At 69.6% G+C, this 22,194-nt stretch carries 16 protein-coding genes; 7 read left to right on the plus strand and 9 right to left on the minus strand.

The window, feature by feature from the left end; translation table 11 throughout:
- Positions 1 to 45 precede the first annotated feature (45 nt).
- From G6N64_RS15230 to G6N64_RS15255, 6 genes are all read right to left on the minus strand, one after another.
- Positions 46 to 684, minus strand: a complete 639-nt coding sequence (locus G6N64_RS15230; protein ID WP_174266814.1) for a glyoxalase — start codon at positions 682 to 684, stop codon at positions 46 to 48.
- On the minus strand, positions 681 to 1,538 hold the full coding sequence (locus G6N64_RS15235) for an ABC transporter permease (RefSeq protein ID WP_163797814.1): 858 nt from the start codon (positions 1,536 to 1,538) through the stop codon (positions 681 to 683). Before G6N64_RS15235 ends, G6N64_RS15230 begins: the two co-directional genes overlap by 4 nt.
- The gene (locus G6N64_RS15240) at positions 1,538 to 2,389 is read right to left on the minus strand and encodes an ABC transporter ATP-binding protein (RefSeq protein WP_163797815.1); all 852 of its coding nucleotides are present in this window, start codon (positions 2,387 to 2,389) and stop codon (positions 1,538 to 1,540) included. Before G6N64_RS15240 ends, G6N64_RS15235 begins: the two co-directional genes overlap by 1 nt.
- A complete protein-coding gene (locus G6N64_RS15245; RefSeq protein ID WP_163797816.1) occupies positions 2,386 to 7,926 on the minus strand; it encodes a type I polyketide synthase in 5,541 nt (1,846 codons plus the stop codon). Before G6N64_RS15245 ends, G6N64_RS15240 begins: the two co-directional genes overlap by 4 nt.
- A gap of 49 nt (positions 7,927 to 7,975) precedes the next feature.
- Positions 7,976 to 9,742 carry an NAD(P)/FAD-dependent oxidoreductase gene (locus G6N64_RS15250; protein WP_174266815.1) on the minus strand — a complete coding sequence of 589 codons (1,767 nt, stop codon included), beginning with the start codon at positions 9,740 to 9,742 and terminating at the stop codon, positions 7,976 to 7,978.
- Between the two features lie 179 nt (positions 9,743 to 9,921).
- Positions 9,922 to 11,244 carry a cation:proton antiporter gene (locus G6N64_RS15255; protein WP_163797817.1) on the minus strand — a complete coding sequence of 441 codons (1,323 nt, stop codon included), beginning with the start codon at positions 11,242 to 11,244 and terminating at the stop codon, positions 9,922 to 9,924.
- Between the two features lie 178 nt (positions 11,245 to 11,422).
- Between G6N64_RS15255 and G6N64_RS15260 the strand changes: the two genes are divergently transcribed.
- The 5 genes from G6N64_RS15260 to G6N64_RS15280 all read left to right on the plus strand — a co-directional run bounded on the left by G6N64_RS15260 (position 11,423) and on the right by G6N64_RS15280 (position 16,969).
- The gene (locus G6N64_RS15260; protein ID WP_163797818.1) at positions 11,423 to 12,562 is read left to right on the plus strand and encodes a zinc-binding dehydrogenase; all 1,140 of its coding nucleotides are present in this window, start codon (positions 11,423 to 11,425) and stop codon (positions 12,560 to 12,562) included.
- Between the two features lie 61 nt (positions 12,563 to 12,623).
- On the plus strand, positions 12,624 to 13,250 hold the full coding sequence (locus G6N64_RS15265) for a class I SAM-dependent methyltransferase (protein WP_163797819.1): 627 nt from the start codon (positions 12,624 to 12,626) through the stop codon (positions 13,248 to 13,250).
- A 123-nt stretch (positions 13,251 to 13,373) separates the two neighbouring features.
- The gene (locus G6N64_RS15270) at positions 13,374 to 14,783 is read left to right on the plus strand and encodes an FAD-binding oxidoreductase (protein ID WP_163797820.1); all 1,410 of its coding nucleotides are present in this window, start codon (positions 13,374 to 13,376) and stop codon (positions 14,781 to 14,783) included.
- The gene (locus G6N64_RS15275; protein ID WP_163797821.1) at positions 14,743 to 15,897 is read left to right on the plus strand and encodes a hypothetical protein; all 1,155 of its coding nucleotides are present in this window, start codon (positions 14,743 to 14,745) and stop codon (positions 15,895 to 15,897) included. The genes G6N64_RS15270 and G6N64_RS15275 overlap by 41 nt, the downstream gene beginning before the upstream one ends.
- Positions 15,898 to 15,967: 70 nt before the next feature.
- A complete protein-coding gene (locus G6N64_RS15280; protein ID WP_163797822.1) occupies positions 15,968 to 16,969 on the plus strand; it encodes an amidohydrolase family protein in 1,002 nt (333 codons plus the stop codon).
- A 14-nt stretch (positions 16,970 to 16,983) separates the two neighbouring features.
- Here the strand turns inward: G6N64_RS15280 and G6N64_RS15285 are convergent, their stop codons facing one another.
- Positions 16,984 to 18,183, minus strand: coding sequence for an MFS transporter (locus G6N64_RS15285; protein WP_163801827.1), 1,200 nt, complete (start codon positions 18,181 to 18,183; stop codon positions 16,984 to 16,986).
- 224 nt (positions 18,184 to 18,407) lie between these two features.
- Between G6N64_RS15285 and G6N64_RS15290 the strand changes: the two genes are divergently transcribed.
- Together G6N64_RS15290 and G6N64_RS15295 are read left to right on the plus strand one after the other, a co-directional pair.
- Entirely contained in the window at positions 18,408 to 19,073 is a 666-nt protein-coding gene (locus G6N64_RS15290) for an SGNH/GDSL hydrolase family protein (RefSeq protein ID WP_163797823.1), read from the plus strand.
- 103 nt (positions 19,074 to 19,176) lie between these two features.
- Positions 19,177 to 20,193 carry an AurF N-oxygenase family protein gene (locus G6N64_RS15295; RefSeq protein ID WP_163797824.1) on the plus strand — a complete coding sequence of 339 codons (1,017 nt, stop codon included), beginning with the start codon at positions 19,177 to 19,179 and terminating at the stop codon, positions 20,191 to 20,193.
- 66 nt (positions 20,194 to 20,259) lie between these two features.
- Here G6N64_RS15295 and G6N64_RS15300 read toward each other — a convergent pair whose 3' ends face one another.
- Together G6N64_RS15300 and G6N64_RS15305 are read right to left on the minus strand one after the other, a co-directional pair.
- Positions 20,260 to 21,702 (minus strand): MFS transporter, encoded by a 1,443-nt coding sequence (locus tag G6N64_RS15300; protein WP_246230661.1) that lies wholly within the window; start codon positions 21,700 to 21,702, stop codon positions 20,260 to 20,262.
- A gap of 6 nt (positions 21,703 to 21,708) precedes the next feature.
- Complete coding sequence (locus G6N64_RS15305) at positions 21,709 to 22,158, minus strand: PPOX class F420-dependent oxidoreductase (protein WP_163797825.1); 450 nt, start codon at positions 22,156 to 22,158, stop codon at positions 21,709 to 21,711.
- Positions 22,159 to 22,194: the final 36 nt, after the last annotated feature.

Below are 22,194 nucleotides of genomic sequence, written 5' to 3' on the forward strand. Positions count from 1 at the left end.
GGATAGGACCACCGTCGCCCGTCCCCGCGGGCGACGCGCGGGTCGCTACCGCTCCGGCTGCGCCGACATGAGCGCGGTCCGCACCGACATGCCGAGGTCCTCGTGCCGCAGCGTGGTGATGCGGCGTCCGGGCTGCACCGCGTCCTTCACCGGAGACGTCAGGTCGCCCAGCGAGTGCGCCGTCGCATCGATGTCGGACACCGTGTGGGTCAGACCCCACAGCGCTGACGGGCCGGTCGTCGACGACTCGGGAGACCCGACGACCTCGACGATCACCTCGCCGAGTCGGAAGAACACCTGCCGCATCGGGCGGCCCCCGAGGTGGGCGTCGCGTTCCCGGCGCGGATGGGTGCCGATCGTGGCCAGCGATGCGACGGTCCGGCCCAGGTCCGGGGTCAGCAGCACGACGTGATCGATCGCCAGGACCCCGTTGGGATGGATTTGGCCGGGGGCGGCGACCTCGGCCGCCGGGGTCGTCGGGATGCCGTCGACGTCGGTGACCTCGTCGGGCACTCCGCGCAGTGACCAGCCGACGAGTCCGGTCCCACGCTCGCGTCCGACCAACCGGACGCCGACGCCACCGATCCTGCAGACGGCGTCCGAGCCCACGTGGAAGCCGGCGTGAACCCACGCCTCCACCGGATCGGCCACCTCGAACCCGGCGACGGCGGGCGCGGTGCTCACCTCTTGTCCGACCACCGGAACACCCGCAGGCAGCAGAACAGGCCGACGACGCTCCACGTGGCGAGGACCAGGAAGATCCGGCCGTGCTCCCAGGTGCCCGCCGGCTCGAAGATCACCATCTCCGGGGGCAGGAGCACCGAGCGGAACCCCTGCGCCATCCACTTGACCGGGAAGACGGACCCGATGGCCAGCATCCAGGCCGGCAGCACCATCAGCGGCACGTACGTCCCGGACACGAACTGCAGACCCACCGCGGGCCCGTTCGTCATCACCGCCGCCGACACCGCATTGCTCGCGAAGTTGCTGATGAAGATGCCCAGTAGCGAACAGCTGGTGATGCCGAGGACGAACACCCACGTCAGCGTCCACCACCCGAGGAGGTCCGAGGGCAGCTGGAGCTTGAAGACGAAGACGCCGACCAGCAGCAGGATGATCGCCTCGGCCAGGCTCGCGATGGCCACCAGCGCGATCTTCCCGACGAAGTACGACGTGGCGGTCGCGGGCGTGCCACGCAGTCGCCGCAGCGCGCCGGTGTCCCGGTCGGCGGCGACGCTGATGCCCAGGTTGATGAACGACGTCGAGAGCACGCCGTAGGCGAGCATGCTCGCGGCGATCACGGCGCCGGTACTGGTGTCGGTGTTCGGCAGCTTCGCCGAGAAGATCGAGCCGAGCAGGATGCAGATGATCGCCGGCATCGAGAACGTGAGGACCAGCTGCTCGGGGCGCCGGTAGAACATCTTCAGTTCCGGGACGACGCGCGACAGTCCGATGCGCAACGGCGACGGCAGCGCGGACGCCGACGTCGACCCGCGGGCGCGGTGCCGAGCCGGGCTGGGCGCCTGGTCGGTGGCCATCACCGAGCGCCGATCAGATGCATGTACGCATCCTCGAGGGTCGGTCGCGTGACCGTCAGCTCGGCCAGCTCGACCCCGTTGGCCGAGCGTTGCCTGATCAGCTCGGTCGGGTGGGAGGTCACCTCGACGTGCACCCGGTCGCCCTCCATCCACCGGACGGTGGCGGCCGAGTTCGCGTGCGCCGTCAGTCGTTCCGGCGAGTCCACCGCCACCACGCGACCCTGGGCGATCACGGCGACGCGGTCGGCGAGCGCCGCGGCCTCCTCCAGGTAGTGGGTGGTCAGCACGATGGTCGTCCCGTCGCGGGCGAGCAACCTGATGAGGTCCCAGAACTGTCGGCGCGCCTCGGGGTCGAACCCCGTGGTCGGTTCGTCGAGGAACAGCAGCTCGGGCATGGCGATGATGCCGAGTGCGACGTCCAGCCTGCGCCGCTGCCCACCGGACAGCGTCCGCACCTTCGACGTCGACGTGGCCCCGAGACCGACCAGTTCGAGCACCTCGCCGGGATCGCGCACCTCGGCGTAGCACCCGGCGAACATGCGCACGGTCTCGGACACCGTCAGCATCCCGAAGTCGCTCGCCTCCTGCAGCACGATCCCGATCCTGGCCCGCCAGTTCCTGCCCGCGGCGCCGGGATCCTCTCCCAGGACGCGGACGTCACCCGAGTCGCGCTTCCGGTGGCCCTCGAGGATCTCGATCGTGGTCGACTTGCCCGCGCCGTTGGGGCCGAGGATCGCCACGACCTCGCCGTAGCCGACGTCGAGGTCGAGGTCCCGTACCGCGTGCAGGCGGCCGTACGTCTTGCACAGGCCGCGCACCCGAACGGCGTTCGACCGGTCTGCGTTGGTCAAGACCCGTCTGCCTCGAGTTCGGCCAGGAGCGCCCGCAATTCGTCGTCCGAGAGTTCGGCGACGAGCCGGTCGACGTCATCGGCGCCGTCCCCGGGCTGATTGGGGACGCTCGGTGCGTCGTCGGCGCGGGGGACGTCGAGTTCGGTCAGCACCCGGGCGGCCAGCGAGTTCACGCTCACACCCTTGAGTATCTCGAGTACCGGTATGTCGATGGCGAACATCGCGTTGATCCGTACCCGGAACTCCATCGCCATCAACGAGTCAAGTCCCACGCCGTCCAGGGTCTCGTCGGTCTCGACGTCGGTGACCGCGCAGTCGAAGATCGCCGCCACGCTCCTGCGGACCTGGTCGGTGACCACGCCGAGGCGCTCGGGCTCCGGGGTCGCGGCGAGCACGTCGAGCACCGACGAGCCGCCCTCGTCCGCCGTGACCGAACTCTCGAGGGCCTCGAGGTCGGAGAACATCGGCGGGAGCTGGCCGGCCAGGCCCATCTGGCGGGCCCGGCCCCAGTCGGCAGTGATGGCCACGACGGCAGGGATCTTCTGGTTGATCAGCCGGTCGAGGATGCGGTTGCCCGCGGCCGGGGTGATCAGTTCGATCCCGCGCTGCGCGTAGATCCGCTCTAGCTTGAGTTCCTCGACCATCCCCACCGACCACGGGCCCCACCCGATGGTCAGCGCGGGTAGGCCCCGGGCGCGGCGGTAGGACGCGAAGGCATCCAGGAACGCGTTCGCGGCGGCGTAGTTGCCCTGGCCGGGGGAGGCCACGACCGAGCCGGCCGATCCGAACATCACGAAGAACTGCAGGTCGTACCCGTCGAGGGCGCCGTGCAGCACCCGGGTCCCGGTGACCTTGGGGGCCATCACCCGCGCGAAGTCCTCCTCGGTCATGTTGACCAGCAGACGATCGTCGACGGTGCCCGCCGTGTGCACGATCCCGCGGATGGGCCGGCCGCCGTCGCGCTCGTGGTCGGCAAGCCACGACCGGACGGCCGCCGCGTCGGTGACGTCCACGCTGGCGCAGGTGACCTCGGCGCCGAGGCGTTCGATCCTCTGAATGGCCTCGACGGTGCGGAACTGCGGGTGCTCGCGGTCCAGGTTCGACCACTGCGCCCGCGGTGGCATCGCCCGCCGGCCGAGCAGAGTGATGTGCCGGGCGCCGCGGTCGGCCAGGTAGCCGGCCACGGTACGGCCGAGGGCGCCGGCGCCACCGGTGACGACGTAGGTGGCGTTGACGGCGAGCTTGGTGGGGAAGGGCTTCGTCAGACCCGTGCACGGGCGCAGTCGCGGTACCAGGGCCGCGTCGCCCCGGAACGCGATCTGGTCCTCGGTGTCGTCGTCGAGCACGTGCCGGCAGATTCGCTCGGCGGTGCGAGCACGGTCGTCCGCGTCGTCGACGTCGATCAGGCCGCCCCAGTTGCCCGCGAACTCCTGGTGACCGATGACGCGCCCCAGGCCCCAGAGTGCGGACCGGTCGGCGGCGAGGCTCTCGGTGCCGAGGGCGGGTTGCGCGTTCGCCGTCACGACGTGCAGTCGGGGGGTGACGGTGTCGAGTTCGGCCAGCGCACGGACCAGGTGCAGGATCGCGAAGACGCCGATCCGATGGGTGCGTTCGGTGTCGTCGGAACCAACGTCGGCGCCGACGTCGGCCGGGATGTCGAGGGCCCAGCAGTCGACGATGCCGGCGAGGTCACCGTCGATGGCCAGGTGCGCGTCCAGCAGCTCGCGCATCTGTGTAGGCCGGGCGGGATCGATCGCGTAACCCGAGGCGGTCTCGGTGAGTTCGTCGACCGTGCGGTGAGCGACCTCGTGCACGCGGTGGCCGCGATCCCGAAGGTTCTGCGCGACAACGGTTCCCAGCCCGTCGTCGTCGGTCAGCACCAGCCACGACCGGTCGGCCACAGTCGAGACGTCCACGGTCTCGGGGTCGGGCTCGGGCGCGGCGATCCACTGCATCTCGTACAGGCCCTTGTCGATCCGTTCGGTCGACATCGCCGACGAGGCGCTCAGGGACTGCACGGTGAACCCGTCGAACACCGCGAGCGGTTCGCCGAGGCCGTTGACGATCGTGATGTTGCTCTCGATCTCCTCGGCGGTGGCCGAGACGACCCGTACGTGCACGGTCATGCGCTTCTCGGCCGGGCCGTGGACGGCGCTGTGCCGGATCCGGGTCGGGAGGTAGGTGGCGCCGTCGGCGTCCGAGCCGGTGAACCTCGTCCCGAACAGCGTCTGAAAGGCACTGTCCATCAGTGCCGGATGGAAGTGGTAGTCGTCGAGTTCGTCGATGATGCCGCCGGGTACGGCGATGTCGGCGACCGCCCACTCGTCTCCGGCGGTGATGCCGGTGATGGCCTGGAAGGCGTCGCCGTAGTCGAACCCGATGTCCTGGGTGAGGGCGTAGAAGTCGTCGCCGGACATCGACGTGCCGGATTCGGCGGGCTCCGGCCCGCGGAGATGGGTGGGCGCCGTGGGGAGCGTGTTGAGTTCGGCCGTCGCGGTGAGCATCCAGGCGAAGTCGCCGTCACCCGTCGCGGTGAACGCCGCGAACTCCAGGGTGCCGCGTTCCTCGTTGAGCGTGGTCCGGACCAGCGGATCGCAGGCGTCCTCGATGAGCAGCGCCCGGTGCAGCACCAGATCGTCGACGCTGCACGGGGTTCCGTAGGTCTCGATGGCGGCGGCCATCGCCATCTCGACGAAGACCGCACCGGGGACGACGACGGTGCCCTGCACCCGGTGGTCGGCCAGGAAGCCGATGGTGGCGACGCTGAGTTCGCCCTCCCACGTCGGGTGGACGGCACGGACGGGCTGTCCGAGGAGTCGGTGCACCGGGTCGTAGTGCAGGTCCTCGGCCGCCTCCGGGGGTTCGTTCCAGAAGCGCCTCGACTGCCACGGGTAGGACGGCAACGCGAGCAGACGGGCGCCACCGCGGGGGTTGAGCGCGTCCCACGCCACGTCGACACCGCCGTTGTGCAGTGCGCCAACGCAATTGAGCAGCGTGCGATCGTCGTCGTCGTTGCGGCGCTGCGACGCCACGATGGACACCGGCCGCGTTCCGGCGATCTCCAGGAGGGACGACGCCAGCACGGGATGTGGCCCGAGTTCCACGAAGTGGGTGTAGCCGTCGTCGAGCATCCGGCGCGCGGCAGGTTCGAAGAGCACCGTGGCGCGGGTGTTCTGCCACCAGTAGGCGGCGCCGGCGGCGTACTCCGTCACCCGCTCGCCGGTCACCGTGGAGTACAGCGGGATCGTCGCCGTCGCCGACGTCAGTCCCTCGAACGCCTCGTACAGGTCGTCCTTCACCATGTCCATGTAGTGGGTGTGGTACGGCACCTTGACGGGGAGGTAGCGGTTGAACACCTCGAGATCGTCCAGCTGGCGGGCGATCTCGTCGAGGACGTCGCCGTCGCCGGCGATCGTCACCGCGAGCGGACTGTTGATCGCGGCGACCGACGCACGGTGGCCGAACTCGGCGACCGTCGCGGCATCGACGGTCTGGAGCAGCTTCTCGGCACTCAGGCCCACGGCGAGCATCCGGCCGAGATCGCTGGTGCGCTGCTGCAGCCTGCTCCTGTGGAAAATGACGTGCACGGCCTGTTCGAAGGTCAACAACCCGGCGAGGTAGTGGGCCGCCACCTCACCGGCGCTGTGGCCGACCACCGCGTCGGGGGTGATCCCGAACTCGGCGAGCTGGGCGGCCAAGGCGACCTGGACGGCGAAGTTGGCGGGCTGCGCGATCTCCGTGTCGCCCATGCGGGAGTCGGCCTCGTCGCGCCGGAGCTCCTCGAGCAGCGACCAGTCGGCGTGCCTCGACAGTTCGCGGTCGCACGCCGCGATGGTCTCGGCGAACGTCGGGTAGGCGTCGAGCAGGTCGCGGCACATCCGCCACCACTGCGGACCCATGCCGGTACACACGAAGGCAACCTTCGGTGCGCTGGTCGGCGTCCGGCCCGTCGAGATCAGGCCGCCGGCCGCGAGCGCCGCCAACTGTTCCCGCGCGTCGCCGAGATCGTCTGCGATGAGCGTCCGGCGGAAGGTGAGGTGCGAGCGCCGCTGGCTCAGGTTGTACCCGAGATCGGCCAGGGTGAGGTCGGCCTGGGCGTCGATGAACTCGGCGAGGTCGTGGGCGACGGCCGTGAGCGCATCCTCGCTGCGCGCCGAGATGGGCAGGACCGTCGGCGACGGCTGCCGCTGATCGGTCGGGACGGGCTGCGGTACCGCGACGGGGGGCTCGGCCAGCACGACGTGGGCGTTGGTGCCGCCGAAGCCGAAGGAGTTGACGCCCGCGATCCGTCGCTCGCCTGCGGGGAACGGGCGGCCGGTACGCGGGACGTCGACGTTCAGGTCGGCGAACACGCTCGTCGGGTTGTCGAAGTGCAGGTTGGCCGGGATGTGGCCGCGCTCGACCACGAGCGCCGCCTTGATCAGCCCGGCGACACCCGCGCCCGCCTCGAGGTGGCCGATGTTGGTCTTGACCGATCCGATCACCAGGGGTTCGGTGGTCGGCCGGTCCGCCGTCAGAGCGCCTGCGAGGGCACGCATCTCGATCGGATCACCCACCGGGGTGCCCGTACCGTGCGCCTCCACGTAGCCGACCTGCTCGGGGCTGACCCCGGCCCGATGCAGGGCGGTCGTGATGGCCGAGCGCTGAGCGTCCTCGCTCGGCACGGTGATGCCGTCGGTGTGGCCGTCCTGCGTGACCGCGGAGCCGAGAAGCTGCGCGTAGATCCGGTCCCCGTCGAGCAGGGCCTTGGCGAGTGGCTTGATGACGACGACGGCGCCACCCTCGCCGCGGGCGTACCCGTCGGCCGACTCGTCGAACGCCTTGCAGCGGCCGTCGGGACTGAGGAAACCGCTCTTCGACTCCGCGATGGCGGTGTTGGGGCCGACGATCACGTTCACCCCACCCGCGAGCGCCAGGTCGCACTCGCCGTTCCAGATGCTCTGCGCCGCCAGGTGAACCGCGACGAGCGAACTGGAGCAGGCCGTGTCGATCGACATGCTGGGCCCGCGCAGATCGAACGTATAGGAGATCCGGTTCGCCAGCATCGTCATCATCATTCCGGTGGCGGAATGGGTCTTGAAGCGAAAGCGGCTGGTGCGCCCCTGATTCTGCAGCAGCTGGTAGTCGAGCGTAAAGCCGCCGATGAACACGCCGACCTCGGCGCCCGCCAACGACTGTGCGGGGATGCCGCCGTCTTCGAGCGCCTCCCACGTGGTCTGCAGCAGCAGTCGCTGTTGCGGATCCAGCAGGTTCGCCTCGCGCGGTGAGATGCCGAAGAACTGGGCGTCGAACTGGTCGATCTCGGCGAGGTAGCCGCCGCGGCGGGTGACCATCTTGCCGGCCTTGGCGGGGTTCGAGTCGTAGAAACGCGCTGCGTCCCAGCGTGATTCGGGCACCGTCCGCGTGGCGTCGATCCCGCTCACGAGCAGGTTCCAGTAGTCTTCGGGCGAGCTGACGTCGCCGGGGAGGCGACATCCGATCCCGACGATCGCCAACGGCTCGCGGTTCGGTCGGTCCTGCGTGTCGGGCACCTTCATCCTCTTCTACACCGCATGGTTCTCATCCTGGGGCACGCCCGGTCGGGGGTCAGTGCGCCAGAGCGGTACTGAGCACCCAGTCCGTGCTGATCGGGTTCGTCGACTGCTCCTGGCGGTAGATCGACCGCAGGTCACGCACCAGGCCGTCCCGCTGCCAGGCCTGCACCTGTGCCATCACGCCGTCGTCCGAGTAGTTCGAGGACTTCTCGGCGAGGACCGTGTCGATCATCTGGCCGGCGACCTGGCGGAGGAGCCGGGCGTTCGCGTCGAACTCGTCGTCGAACCGCTCCGACTCGCCGATCATCGCGTGGTGCAGCGTCACCATGAAGTCGAGCGGCGAGTACAGGTCCACGAAGTCGACCGGAGATCCGGCGCCCTCGACGGCCGCCCATTCTCGGAAGAAGGCCTGCATCCGATTGCTGAGGTCGATGAGTCCCTGCAGGTGCGGGACGAACGCCGGATCGTCGGCGACCCGGGTGAACCGGTCATTGCTGTAGAGGAATCCGACGAAGCCCCAGTAGAAGGCGATGTCCCAGATCACCTTCGCCGACATCACGGTCGGCGATCCCATCAGCACGTACTGGTCGCGGTAGATGTTGAGCCACATGTCGGTCAGCGACCGGAAGAGGGAGTCGCTGATCGCCGATCGGGCGACGACCTCCTCGCCGTCGAGGTCTCGACCGATCATGTCGGTGAGCAGCCCGTTGCCGATCGCGACCAGGTCGAGGCCCGAGGAGTACAGCGGGTCGAGGAAGACGCCGGCGTCGCCGGTGACGCCCCACCGGTCACGACCGTCGAATGCCTTGGTCACCGTGTGGCTGTAGTGCTTCATCACCCGGAAGTCCATGATCAGGTCGTCGTACTTCGCGACCTCGGACGCGCACTGCGGCTCGTGCTCGGCGAGCCAGGCCTTGGCCTTGGCCAGCGTGTTGAATCCGTCGAACGCGTGGAAGGCGGGATCGGCGACGATGCCGACGCTGGTGGCCCCGGAGGCGAGGCGGATGAGCCACACCCAATAGCCCTCGCCCATCAGATGATTGGTGGAGAAGGAGCGGTCGCCCTCGTCGAGGCGCGCGTGCCAGGCCGGGTCGTCACTCCACTGCCCGACGTTGATCTCCGCGGCGACCCGGAACCACGCCGCGTTGCACGCATGTCCGTTGTCGCGTTTGAGGTTCAGCTCCCGCGGCAGCGTGCGGTTGCGGCCCGACGCGTCGACGACCCAGCGCGCCGTCGTCCGGGTGACGGCGTCGTCGCTCTGGATCGACAGGGTGTGCGGGGTGTCGTCGGAACCCACGTCGATCGACCGGACCCGACCGACCACCATGTCGACACCCGCTGCGACGCATCGGCGATGCAGTTCGTTCTCCAACCGGCCGCGGTCGATCTGGTAGGTCGTCTGCGACGTGAACGTCGAGCTGCCGAGTTCCACCCGCTGGGTGATGTCGGTGTTGCCCGCCCCGGAGAAGAACATCCGCAGGCCCATCTTGCGGATCTGGGAGTCCCGGAGATGGTCGGCCATGCCCAGCCGGTCCCGGAGGTAGTGAGCGGAGACCTCGACGGTGGATTCGCCGACCGTGTGGGTGATCTCGGCGACGGGGTGCGGAGTCGGTTCGACGATCAGCACCCGGGTGTCCGGGCGCGCGGATCGCAGTTCGAGGGCGAGGGTGAGGGCCGCGACGCCCCCTCCGACGATGCTGACGTCGTGGTCGGTGCCGGCGGACCCGGACCCGGCTGCGGACAGGCGGCTCTTGATCTTGCGCGCGAGCGCTTCCCGGGCCTCGGAACTGAGCTGCGACAGCTGCGATTGCACGTCCATGCAACACCCTTTCCCACGGCGGGTCGACGAAGTCGTTCAGTATTCGAACCTAACACGAAACGGGGCCTCTGCCAGCGACGACGGCAGCGCGACGGCACCGGCGAAGACGCTGTTCGGGGCGTTGACATAGGCCGGCCCTGCGGTTCGGGAAGGCTCGCGTCAATATTGTGACCGAACCCTTACGTCTGACCCTTCTCGACGTCGGAGGGCGCCGGATCCCGCTGGGGGACCGGCAGGTCGCCGTGGGCTTCCTCGGCCGGCGGCGGCACGGGCGGACGGTGCCGGCCGTAGACGAACTCGAAGATCGGCGAGGCCATCAGCGTGGTGACGATCGCGACGATGACGAGGATGGTGAACAGCGTCGGGGTGATGATCCCCGCCTGCAGGCCGATGTTGAGCAGGATGAGTTCGATCAGGCCGCGGGCGTTCATGAGTGCGCCGAGTGCGACGGACTCGCGCATCGGGACCTTGTTCAGCCGTGCGGCCACCGTGCACGCGACACCCTTTCCGGCGATGGACACCACAAGCAGACCCAGGGTCAGTGCCCACAGCGCCGGGGTGTCGACCAGCCCGATCTGGGTGTTCAGCCCGGAGTAGACGAAGAAAAGGGGCAGCAGGAACGTGGTGGTAATCGGCTCGACGGTGGCGGTGAAGCGCTTGGCGAAGAAGCCCGAGGGCATGGCCACGCCGAGCAGGAACGCCCCGAAGATCGCGTAGATCCCGATGACGTCGGTGATCCAGGCGCACAGCATCAGCAGGCCGAGCACGACGCTCAGGACCGGAGCGCTGATGCTCTGGGCGCGTTCGGTCATCGGGCCGAGCTTGCCGAGGACACGCCGGCCGATCGTCAGGACGATCAGGGTGTAGGCGATCCCGCCGCCGATCGCCAGCACGGCCGTGGACGGGTTCCCGCGGTTGAGGGCCAGGACCACGGCCAGGATGCACCAGGAAATGGCGTCGTCGGTGGCACCGCAGGCGAGCGCGAGGGTGCCCAGCGACGTCCCCGAGAGGCGCTTCTCGAAGATGATCCTGGCGAGCATGGGAAAAGCGGTGGTGGCGATCGATGCGCCGAGGAACAGCATCGCCATGACCAGCGTGACGTTCTCGCCGAAGAAGCTTCCGTCGGCCAGCAGCGGCGCAGCGATCAGCGCCCCCAGCGCGAGCGGGACGATGATGCCTGCCGCAGAGACGGCCGCAGCGGTGCCCGCGCGGTGCCTGATCAGGTCGACGTCGAAGTTCAGACCGATCAGGAACATGTAGAGCACCAGACCGATCTGCGCCATGGTGTAGAGCACCGTGTTCGCCTGTCCCGGCGGGAACATCCACTCCTGCGCCCCGGGCGCGAACAGGCCGAACAGCGACGGACCGAGGACGACGCCCGCGATCATCTCGCCGACGACCTGCGGCTGGCCGACGCGCCGCGCCAGGATGCCCACCACGCGGCACGTCGCCAGGATGACGGCCAGACTCAGGAAGAAGTGGATGGCGATCTCAGCGGGCATCGGTTCGTCTTCCCTGGTTCGGCGGGGCGGTCGACGGTCAGTGGCGACGCTACGAGTGGGACCCCGGCACCGGAGGACCGGCGGCGGGACCCGTCATGAAGATGACACACGCCGTCGCGTCGCCGGCAGCGGGTTCACACTGTCACGGAGACGTTCCCGACAGGAAAGAGCACCGGCCATGACCGCAGACCTCCCCGACAGCGCGCTCGAACTCCGGTCACTGGTGACCTCGGGCGGCACACTCGAACTGTCGCTGCACGAGGTGCCGGTGCCCGTTCCGGGCGACGACGAGGTGCTGGTCCGGGTGGAGGCGGCGCCCATCAACCCGTCGGATCTCGGGTTGCTGACCGCCGGCGCCGACATGGCGGCGGCGACGGTGGGCGGCTCGGCCGACCGCCCCGTCGTCTCGGCGCCGCTGCCCGAGGGTGCGCTCGACGGTCTTCGGGCGCGTCTCGACGCGTCGCTGCCCGTCGGGAACGAGGGGTCGGGCACGGTCGTGGCGGCGGGGTCGTCGGCCGGCGCCCAGGCGCTGCTCGGGAAGACGGTCGGCGTGGCGGGCGGCGCGATGTACTCGCAGTACCGGCTGGTGAACGTCGCGGCGTGCCTGCCCCTGCCCGACGGTGCGACGGCAAGGGAGGGGGCGTCGTCGTTCGTCAACCCGCTCACCGCTCTCGGCATGGTGGAAACCATGCGGCGCGAGGGGCATTCGGCTCTGGTGCACACCGCCGCGGCGTCGAACCTCGGTCAGATGCTGGTGAAGATCTGCCATGCCGACGACGTGCCGCTGGTCAACGTCGTCCGCAAGCCCGAGCAGGTCGAGCTGCTGCGGGACCTGGGCGCGACGCACGTCTGCGACACGTCCTCGCCGACGTTCCCGGCGGACCTGCGCGAGGCCCTGATCGCGACGTCGGCCACCCTCGCGTTCGACGCCATCGGCGGCGGCACCCTCGCCGGCGACATCCTCAACGGCATGGAGGAGGCCGCCGGCGCCAGTGCCGCCGAGTACTCGCGCTACGGGTCGACGGTGCACAAGCAGGTGTACGTCTACGGCGGCCTCGACACCGGACCGACGGTGCTGCACAGGCGGTTCGGCATGGCGTGGGGGATCGGCGGGTGGCTGCTCACCCCGTTCCTGCAGAACGCCGGCGGCGAGACGATCGCCCGGCTTCGGGCCCGGGTGGCCGACGAACTGACCACCACGTTCGCCAGCAGCTACACCCAGGAGGTGACGCTGCCGGGCATGCTCGCGCCCGAGGCGTTCACCGCCTACGTCAGACGTGCGACGGGGGAGAAGTTCCTCGTCACCCCGAACGGCTGACCGGTTGCCGGATCGGCAAGAACGTTTGCGGATCTGGGACGACGGGGGAATCGTCGTACCCATGACCAATTCATCTCCGACGACGGATCACGGTGCCGACTGGGACAAGCGCTACTCCAGCGAGGAACAGCTGTTCAGCGGGCAGCCGAACGGGGCGCTCGTCACCGAGGTCGCCACCCTTCGGCCGGGCCGCGCCCTCGACGTCGGGTGCGGCGAGGGTGGGGACGCGGTGTGGCTGGCCCACCGGGGGTGGTCCGTGACGGCGCTCGACGTGTCCCGGGTCGCACTGGACCGCGCCGCCCGCCGCGCCGGTGAGATGGCCTCGCGGATCGACTTCGTCCACGCCGGCCTCCTGGACGCCGACCTCGACCCCGGTTCGTTCGACCTGGTCACCGTCCACTATCCGGCTCTGCCCGCGACCCCGGGGCGCGAGGCCGAACGACTGCTTGCCGCGGCCGTGGTGCGGGGAGGAACCCTGCTCGTCGTGCACCACGCCGACGTCGACGCCGAAGCGGCGAAGGCCCACGGATTCGATCCGGCCGACTACGTCATGCCCGGCGACGTCATGTCGGTCCTCGACGACGACTGGCTCGTCGAGGTGGACGAGCGGCGCCCGCGCGACGTGCCCACCGGCGGCGGATCCGGGCACTCGCACGACCTGGTGCTGCGTGCGCGGCGGGTTCGGTAGTCGCGCGAGGAAACCTCGATCGAACGCAGTAGTCAATAACGGGTGCTGATCGGCACCGTCGGCGCGACAATCACTGACGGCCGGTCTTCGGTCATTCCTCGCGACCGACGATCGGACCGAACGATGACAGCGGAGAACGTAGCGGTACGCGCCGCTTCCACGCCGGCGGAACTCACTGGTCGCGTCGTCCGACCCGTAGACGACGACTACGCGGTGGCGCGCCGGTCGTGGAACGAGCTGTTCAGCCACCGACCGCGCGTGATCGTCTACGCGCAGACGACCCAGGACGTCGTCACGGCGCTCGCGTGGGCGCGGTGGCACGACGTCCCGGTGCGGGTGCGCAGCGGTGGGCACTGCCTGGAGGGCTGGTCCACCGTCGACGACGGCGTGGTGATCGACGTCAGCGAGATGAAGTCCGCCGCCATCGACCCGGCGGCGGGGACGGCCACCGTCGGCGCGGGGCTCAACCAGCTCGAGGCGGTGACCGCCCTGGGTGCCGCAGGCTTCGTGGCGCCGACCGGGACCGAGGGCAGCGTGGGTCTGGTCGGCGCCACGCTGGGCGGCGGCTTCGGCCTACTCACCCGCCCCTTCGGGATGGCGTCGGACAACCTGCTCGCCGCCGAGGTCGTCGTCGCGTCGGGAGACACGGGGGCCGAGGTGCTGGCGGTCGACGAGAACGATCACGCGGACCTGCTCTGGGCGCTCCGCGGGGCCGGCAACGGCAACTTCGGGATCGTCACCTCGCTGACCTACGCCATTCATCCCGTGGCACAGGCGATCTACGTGACGGCGAACTGGACGGGCCTCGGCGACCTCGTCGAGGTGTTCGACACCTGGCAGCGGTCGGCCCCCGGCGCCGACCGCCGGCTGACCAGTCAGCTCGAGATCCACGGGGACGCCATCTCCCTGATCGGCGTCCTGGTGTCGGATTCGGAGGCGGAGGCGCTCGAACTGTTGGCGCCCGTCCTGTCGATAGGAACCCCGGTCGTCACGGCCACCGCCGGGAGCTGGGCCGACACGTACGCGGGGTTCCAACTCCCGACGGAGGACGAGCCGGCCAACTGGAAGTTCACCTCCCAGTTCATGACTCAGCCGTTCCCGGTCGAGGCCATCGAGGTGGTGCGGTCGTTCATGACGACGGCGCCCACCGCCGACTGCAACTACTTCACCAACGCGTTCGGTGGAGCCGTCGTTGACGGTGAGCCGTCCGGCGGGTCGGTGTTCGCCCACCGCGACGCGCTGTTCTACGCCGAGCCGGGGGCGGGCTGGGGCGCCCGAGGGGCGGATCCGGGGCCGGACGGCGATGCGCTGACGGCGACGTGTCTGGCATGGGTCGCCGACTTCAGCCGTGCCCTCGCGCCGTTCGCGAACGGCGCCTACGTCAACGTCCCCAACGCGGACGCCGAGGATTGGGCGGAACAGTACTGGGGACGGGGTGTCGAGCGGCTGCGGCGAGTGAAGGCGGCGTACGACCCCGACGGTGTGTTCACCTATGCCCAGAGCGTCCCGCCGGCACGTGACCCCAGCAGCTAGCGCGTCGCCCGACGGCTGGTTCCTCCGGCGGGGACTGCCCGCGGTGCTGACGCCGCGGGCCCGCGCGCGCCACGTGACGTCACGATCGGCGCCGGCACTGGCGGCCTACGCCACCGTGACCGTCGCACTGCTGGTGGTCTACCTCGTGACGGGAACCAGCGAGCTGTACGTCGACGGCGCACCGACACCCGCCGAGCGAATCGTGTTGACGGTCATCGTCTTCTGCCTCCCGCTGGCCCTGCTCGCCGGGTGGATGGTCGCGCGGCTGGAGAGCCGACGGACACGGGTGGCGGTCGCGGCGTCCGCGGTCGCCGTCGCCGTCGTCGCGAGCGTGATCCAGGGCGGGCCGTCGCACCTGCTCGGCGTCGCCATCGTCGTCGCGATCGTGGTCGCCTCGACGGCGACGGGTGTGGGTGCCGTGCTGGGGTGGGCGGTGCGCCTCACGGTCGCGCAGGCCGCCGCGATGGGTGATCTCTTCCTGCGGTCCCTGCCGGTGGTGTTGCTGACGGTGGTCGTCTTCTTCAACACCTACGTCTGGCTGATGGCCGCCACGATCAGCCAGACGCGACTGTGGCTGGCGGTGCTCCTGCTGACCGCGGTGACGGCGGCCTTCGTCGTCTCGACGAGTGCGTCGCGGGTGCGGCCGATGTTGTCGTCGCTCGACGGCGCCGACGATTCCCACGACCTGTCCGGCACGCCCTTCGCGGGTGTCCCGGACCCGCCCACCGTCGCACCGCTCAACCGTGCCGAGCGCGTCAACGTCGTCGTGGTGCTGGCCGCGGCCCAGATGGCGCACCTGCTGATCGTCGCGGTGTGCACGTCGGCCATCTACTTCGCGCTGGGGTTGATCGTGCTGAGTCCCGCGGTGCTCCAGAAGTGGACCGGCAACGGATCCACCGATGGGACGGTGCTCGGCATGACGGTGCCCGTCCCGCAGTCACTGCTGAACATGACGCTGATCCTGTGCGCGTTGACGTTCATGTACGTCAGCGCCCGGTCGGTCGGCGACGACGAGTTCAAGCGCGACTTCCTGACACCGCTCATCGAGGACCTGCACGTCACGTTGATCGGCCGCAATCGGCATCACGGCGACACCGGCGGCGGCGGCAACTGACTCCGAGCGTGGACCCAGATCGGCCGCGTACCCTCGCGGACCCGTCCCGCCGGCGTCCTCGAGGAGAGCCATGCGCATCATCACCGTGGAGGAGCACTTCCACCACCCCGGGTCCGTCGGTCGGGTCATGGAGTTGTCCGGCCCCGCGCCCATCACGCCCGACGCCGGTTTCGGCGACTTCCTCGGGGACTTCGCCCCCGACCCGGAGGCGGCCGAGCAGCTCGGCGGCAGCCGACTGAAGCACATGGACGACGTGGGGATCGACGTGCAGGTCGTCTCGCACGGTGCGAACAGTCCCAGCGCCCTCGACCACCCCGAGGCGGTGACCCTGTGCCGTCGGGTCAACGACGATCTCGCACGGCAGATCTCCGAGCACCCGACGCGCTTCCGCGGTTTCGCGACGATACCGCTGCACGACCCCCGGGCTGCAGCCGATGAATTGCGCAGATGCGTCGGGGATCTGGGCTTCGTGGGCACGCTGGTGACGGGGACCTGCGGCGGCCTGTTCCTCGACGACGCACGCTTCGAACCGGTCCTGGCGGCGGCCGAGGCGGTCGACCTCCCCATCTACGTCCATCCGGGGATGCCGCAGGCGCCGGTGTCGACGGCCTACTACGCGGGTGCGTGGCCGGCAGCGGTGCAGATGCTGTTCTCCGGACCCGGCTTCGGCTGGCATGCCGAGGCGGGCATCCACGTGCTGCGGCTGATCCTCTCGGGCGCCCTGGACCGGCATCCGAACCTGAAGCTGCTCAGTGGCCACTGGGGTGAACTCGCGGCAGGCTGGCTGGACCGTTTCGACGAGGTGTTCGGCTGGGCGAAGGCGCTGGAGCGACCGGTGAGCGAGTACTACCGCCACAGCGTGTGGATCACGCCGTCGGGCATGTTCAGCCAAAACCAGCTCGACTACTACCTCGCCGAGGTCGGTGCCGACCGGATCATCTACTCCGAGGACTTCCCCTACGTCGTCCGCGACGACGTCTCGGAGTTCCTGAACCGCGCCGACGTCGACGACGACCAGCGCGAGGCGATCGCCCACCGCAACGCCGAGCGGGTCCTCCGCATCGAGCCGTAGCCGTCGGGGATCTCTCAGCCCGAGACCGGAAGTGGCCCCGCCAGTTTCGACGGCCGGCAGATCAGCACCACGACGACGGTCAGTGCGGCGGCGACGGCGAACGCCACCTGGACGTTGAACAGGTCGGCGGCGCCGCCGAGCACGGCCGCGGCAATTGGACGGGAGCCGACGAAACCGACGAGCCACAGCGCCATGATGCGGCCGCGCAGCTCCTCGGGCGCGCGCTCCTGCACCACCGTGCTCAGCCCGGTCATCGCCCACCCGAAGCCGAGCCCGGCCACCGCGAAGCCGGCCAGGGCGACGGCGGGCACCACGCCGGCCACCAGGACGGCGCTGCCCGCGGCGAGCCCGACCAGTCCGATCGAGGACACCTTCGCCGACGCCATGCGTCCGCGCATCAGCGCGAGCGTCCCCATGCCGACCGCGGCGCCGACGCCGAAGACCGCCGACAGCAGTCCGACCAGCCGGCTGTCACCGCCGAGCGAGTCGGCGAGCGAGGGCGCCAGCGTGATCGACGGGTCCGAGGCGATGCCGACGGTGGCGACCGCCACCAGCGCGAGCAGCAGTGGACGGTCGCGCCACACGTACAGAACGGCGGTGCGGACGCGGTAGTCCGTACTGGCGCGGCGCTCCGGCGGCGCGGGGAAGCGGACGGCGACGAGGAAGAGCGCGAAGATCAGGTGCAGGCCCGCCGCGGTGGCGAACGCGGCCGCCGCGCCGAGGTGCGCCGCGATGTAGGCGCCCGCCGCGGGCCCGACGATGCGGCCGATCGTCATGGGAATGCTGTTGAGCGCCATGGCCGTCGACAGCTCACCGTCACGGATCAGGTTCGGCACGATCGACTGCATCGCCGGCCCGCCCACCACGAAGCCGAGGCCGACGAGCAGCGAGCCGGTGAGGATGGGGACGGCAGTCGCCAGCCCCTCCAGGTCGGAGTCGACGAGGAGCCACGCCGCCACCAGTCCCGATCCCATGACGCACAGCGCTCTACCGAGCAGGATCTGCCGGGCCGGATCGCCGGTGTCGGCCCACTTGCCGCTGGTGGGGGTCAGGACGAGCTGCGGCCCGAACTGCACGACGCCGACGAGGCCCACCATGAGCGCCGAGTGGGTCGCGTCGTACATGACGATCGCGGCGACGATGCCGTGGGTCCACACGGCGACGACGGCGAACATCTTGCCCCAGAACAGCGCACCGAACACCGGGTCGAACATCAGGCCGAGTGCCCCGCGTGGCCGTGGCGGTGAGACGGCGCCGGTGCTCACCTGCACGACGCGCCCTCGAACCGCCACGTCAGGCGATCGGACGGGAAGTGCGGCATCGAATATGCATAGCACATAGATGTATCCGGCCCATCGCCACCGAGTCGTCACCGGGGGTATGAAGGGGTCAGGCGCCTACGCCTGACTCAGTGAGGAACCACCGCGAAGGAGACCCCGTGACCGTCCGCCGCATCCTCTGCTTCGGTGACTCGCTGACCTGGGGGTGGGTGCCGTCGGCCGACGGAGCGCCCACCGATCGCTTAGCACCGGACGTCCGGTGGACGGGGGTCCTCGCCGCGACGCTGGGCGGGGGCTTCGAGGTGATCGAGGAGGGGCTCAGCGCCCGCACCACCAACCTCGACGACCCCGCGGATCCCCGCCTCAACGGTGCCGCCTACCTGCCGTCGTGCCTGGCGAGTCACCTCCCGCTGGACCTGGTCGTCGTCATGCTCGGCACCAACGACACCAAGGCCTACTTCCGTCGGACGCCCACCGACATCGGCCTCGGCGCGAGCGTCCTGATCGGTCAGGTGCTCTCCAGTGGCGGCGGGGTGGGCACGTCGTATCCCGCACCGCGAGTCCTCCTGATGGCGCCGCCGCCACTGGCGGAGACGCCGCACCCGTGGTTTCAGCTGATCTTCGAGGGTGCTCAGGAGAAGTCGGCCCGCCTGGCGCACGTCTACGAGTCGCTCGCGTCCTTCATGAAGGTGCCGTTCTTCGATGCGGGATCGGTCATCGCCACCGGCGGCGTCGACGGCGTCCACTTCACCGAGCAGAACAACCGCGACCTCGGCATGGCCCTGGCGGACCGGATCAGGGCGGTCTTCGACGAGGACGTCTGAGCGCGTCTCGGCGCGGGTCGACGGTTGTACCCCAAGTACCCGGTACCTGCGGTACCGTTCGAAGGTCGGGACACGCCGATCGTCGAATGCGAAGGAGGTACCCATGAAGTTGTTCACCTGGATGACGAGCTGGCGTCGCAACATGGACGTCGGCGACGACACCGAGTACGTCGAGAAGTTGACCACTCTGTCCGAGGGCTCGGTGCGACGGAACTTCGACCCCTATACGGACATCGACTGGCACGCCATCGAATTGGCCGTCACCCGGGACGACCCGCGGTGGATCCTGCCGAAGACCGATCCGCTGGGCAGGCATCCCTGGTACCAGGGTCAGCCCGTGCAGCGGCAGATCGAGATCGGGATGTGGCGCCAGTCGAACGTGGCCAAGGTGGGTCTGCAGTTCGAGCTCATCCTGATCCGCGGCCTCACCAACTACGCGTTCTGGGTGCCCAACGGCTCACCCGAATACCGCTACTGCCTGCACGAGTCGGTCGAAGAGTGCAACCACACGATGATGTTCCAGGAGATGGTCAACGCCATCGGCATGGACGTCCCCGGGATGCCGCGGGTGCTGAAGTGGGCGGCGCCGTTCATCCCGCTCGTCGCCGGCCCGCTGCCCATCCCGTTCTTCTTCGGCGTCCTGGCCGGGGAGGAACCGATCGACCACACCCAGAAGAACGTGCTGCGCGAGGGCAAGAACCTGCACCCCATCATGGAACGCGTGATGGCGATCCACGTGGCCGAGGAGGCCCGGCACATCTCGTTCGCCCACGAGTACCTGCACAAGCGGGTGCCCGGCATGGGGCGGGTCAAGAAGTTCGCACTGTCGCTCTACGTGCCGGTGATCATGCGGCTGCTGTGTCAGGCGATCGTGGTGCCGCCCAGGAGCTTCTGGAAGGAGTACGACATTCCGAAGTCGGTCAAGAAGGACCTGTTCTTCGGTTCGTCGGAGTCCAAGTCGATGCTGCGGGACATGTTCGCCGACGTGCGGATGCTGTGCCACGACACCGGACTGATGAATCCCGTCGCCAAGTTCATCTGGCGGCTCTGCAGGATCGGTGGCCCGCCGAGCCGCTACCGCAGTGAGCCACAGCGGCAGCACGCCACTGCCGCGGCATAGCCGCTTCCGCACCGAGAACACCGCCACCCAGTCGCGATTCGCGACTGGGTGGCGTGCGTTCGGGCCTCAGACGGCGTGCGGCTCGGGCGTCACCGCGACGGGAGCGGGTCGCGTACGCGGCATCGCGACCACGGCCGCCGCAGTCGCCACGGCGGCCACCAGCACGCCGAGGAACACCGCGGCCGACCCCGACTGGATCAGAGCGGGGCCGAGCGAGGTGACGTCGCCCGCGCCGAAGATCGAGTTGGCGATGGCGCCGAAGATCGCGACGCCGACGGCACTGCCGAGGGAGCGGGCGAACATGTTGGTGCCCGTGACGATGCCGCGCTCGTTCCAGCCCACGCTCGCCTGAGCGGCGATGAGCGTCGGCACGGCGAGCAGGCCCATCCCGCCGCCGATCACGAAGCACGCCACGGCCACCGTCGCGACGTTCGGTCGGTGGGCGGTGGCGGCCAGCACGGAGGCTCCCGCGATGACCAGCACGGCGCCCAGCATCGAGGTCCGCTTGAACCCCCACCTCAGGTAGAACTTGCCGGCGATCGCCGCGGTCGCCGGCCAGCCCAGCGTCAGCGCCGCCAGCGCGAGACCGGCGACGATCGGCGTGACCCGAAGCGCACCCTCCAGGTAGGTCGGAACGTAGGACGTGAGGCCCATGAGGATGGCGCCGACGCCGAGGGCGACCACGGTCGTCGCGCACAGCAGTCGTCGCGAGAACACCCACATCGGCAGGATCGGTTCTCGGGCGCGACGTTCGACGACGAGGAAGGCGGCCAGCAAGACCGCGCCGACCGCGAACGCCGTGATGCTCGGCACGGACGTCCAGGCCCAGGTCTGGCCGCCGCCGAGGATGGCCAGCACCAGCGAGGTCATCGCCGCCGCCAGCAGTAGCGCGCCGGCGACGTCGACACTGCGATCCTCCCGCGTGACGTTCTCGGTGAAGTGCCGGTTGAACATCCACGCCGCGACGAGGCACAGCGGGATGTTGATGAGGAACACCCCGCGCCAGATGCCGAGCTGCGAGAAGGTGCCGCCCAGCATCGGCCCGACGACCGACGAGACCGCCCACACGCTCGCCAGGTAGCCCTGCACCCTCGCCCGCTCGGCCACCGTGTAGATGTCGCCGACGATGGTCATCGCAGTCGGTTGCACGGCACCGGCCCCGATCCCCTGAATCGCGCGAAAGGCGATAAGCGCAAGCATGTTCCACGCGACCGCGCACAGGATCGAGCCGAGGAGGAACACGCCGATGCCCAGTAGCAGGATCGACTTGCGGCCGAAGACGTCCGACAGCTTGGCGTAGATCGGCGTCGTGACGGCTTGGCCCAGCAGGTAGGCCGAGAACAGCCACGGGAACTGGTTGAAGCCACCGAGTTCACCGACGATGGAGGGGACCGCCGTGGCGAGGACCGTCGCGTCGATGGCCACCAGTCCGGTGCTCAGCATCACCGATATGAGCACCGGTCCGCGTTCGGACCGGAATCCGACCGCCTCGGTCGAGGTCGAGGTCACCGCCGCCTAGCCCCGGCCGTCGGGCTGGTCGTTGTTCTTCTGCGCACCCCAGCCGTGGACCCGGTCGACGGCGATCAGCGCGCTCACCCGCGGCCGCTTGCGGTCGGGGTACTCCTTGCCCTGGTAGTGCCGGGACAGCGCGTCGATGTCGGCGAGGCCCTCGTCGTCGTAGATCTCGGTGACGTGCCCGATGACCGTGACGTGGGTGTACCAGTCGTCACCGTCGATCACCGTGAGCGAGACGCGTGGGTCTCTGCGCAGGTGGTCGAGGCGCTTGCGTCCGACGTCCATGTTGACCAGCACCTGGTCGTCGCGCAGGAGGTACCAGGTGGCGGCCGACACCGGGTGCCCGTCCGTGCGGACGGTGGCGATGACCGCGGGATTCGGCTTCGACAGCATCGCCTTCGCGTCGTCGGTCAGCGGCGAGGACGTCGGGTCTGAAGAGTTCGTGGACATCGGAGGGGGATGCCCCGCGGCGGGGCGTTCGAAGCA

It is taken from the genome of Mycolicibacterium sediminis, from assembly GCF_010731735.1.
Lineage (GTDB): Bacteria > Actinomycetota > Actinomycetes > Mycobacteriales > Mycobacteriaceae > Mycobacterium > Mycobacterium sediminis.